Origin of the sequence: Pseudomonas sp. PDM10 (assembly GCF_014852295.1) — a bacterium.
GTDB lineage: Bacteria > Pseudomonadota > Gammaproteobacteria > Pseudomonadales > Pseudomonadaceae > Aquipseudomonas.
Window position 1 is genome coordinate 1 of record NZ_JACVBJ010000015.1, and the last position, 1,380, is coordinate 1,380.

Here is a 1,380-nt window from a genome sequence, read left to right on the forward strand (position 1 = left end):
ACGAAGTGGTTGATGCCATGCTTCCAAGAAAAGCTTCTAAGCTTCAGGTAACCAGGAACCGTACCCCAAACCGACACAGGTGGTTGGGTAGAGAATACCAAGGCGCTTGAGAGAACTCGGGTGAAGGAACTAGGCAAAATGGCACCGTAACTTCGGGAGAAGGTGCGCCGGTGAGGGTGAAGCATTTACTGCGTAAGCCCATGCCGGTCGAAGATACCAGGCCGCTGCGACTGTTTATTAAAAACACAGCACTCTGCAAACACGAAAGTGGACGTATAGGGTGTGACGCCTGCCCGGTGCCGGAAGGTTAATTGATGGGGTTAGCTAACGCGAAGCTCTTGATCGAAGCCCCGGTAAACGGCGGCCGTAACTATAACGGTCCTAAGGTAGCGAAATTCCTTGTCGGGTAAGTTCCGACCTGCACGAATGGCGTAACGATGGCGGCGCTGTCTCCACCCGAGACTCAGTGAAATTGAAATCGCTGTGAAGATGCAGTGTATCCGCGGCTAGACGGAAAGACCCCGTGAACCTTTACTATAGCTTTGCACTGGACTTTGAATTTGCTTGTGTAGGATAGGTGGGAGGCTTTGAAGCGTGGACGCCAGTTCGCGTGGAGCCAACCTTGAAATACCACCCTGGCAACTTTGAGGTTCTAACTCAGGTCCGTTATCCGGATCGAGGACAGTGTATGGTGGGTAGTTTGACTGGGGCGGTCTCCTCCTAAAGAGTAACGGAGGAGTACGAAGGTGCGCTCAGACCGGTCGGAAATCGGTCGTAGAGTATAAAGGCAAAAGCGCGCTTGACTGCGAGACAGACACGTCGAGCAGGTACGAAAGTAGGTCTTAGTGATCCGGTGGTTCTGTATGGAAGGGCCATCGCTCAACGGATAAAAGGTACTCCGGGGATAACAGGCTGATACCGCCCAAGAGTTCATATCGACGGCGGTGTTTGGCACCTCGATGTCGGCTCATCACATCCTGGGGCTGAAGCCGGTCCCAAGGGTATGGCTGTTCGCCATTTAAAGTGGTACGCGAGCTGGGTTTAGAACGTCGTGAGACAGTTCGGTCCCTATCTGCCGTGGACGTTTGAGATTTGAGAGGGGCTGCTCCTAGTACGAGAGGACCGGAGTGGACGAACCTCTGGTGTTCCGGTTGTCACGCCAGTGGCATTGCCGGGTAGCTATGTTCGGAATAGATAACCGCTGAAAGCATCTAAGCGGGAAACTAGCCTCAAGATGAGATCTCACTGGGACCTTGAGTCCCCTGAAGGGCCGTCGAAGACTACGACGTTGATAGGTTGGGTGTGTAAGCGCTGTGAGGCGTTGAGCTAACCAATACTAATTGCCCGTGAGGCTTGACCATATAACACCCAAGCAATTTG

At 53.1% G+C, this 1,380-nt stretch carries 1 rRNA gene; it reads left to right on the forward strand.

The features are described from left to right. A 23S ribosomal RNA gene (locus IB252_RS29880) occupies window positions 1-1,361 on the forward strand; the annotation flags it as partial. Window positions 1,362-1,380: the final 19 nt, after the last annotated feature.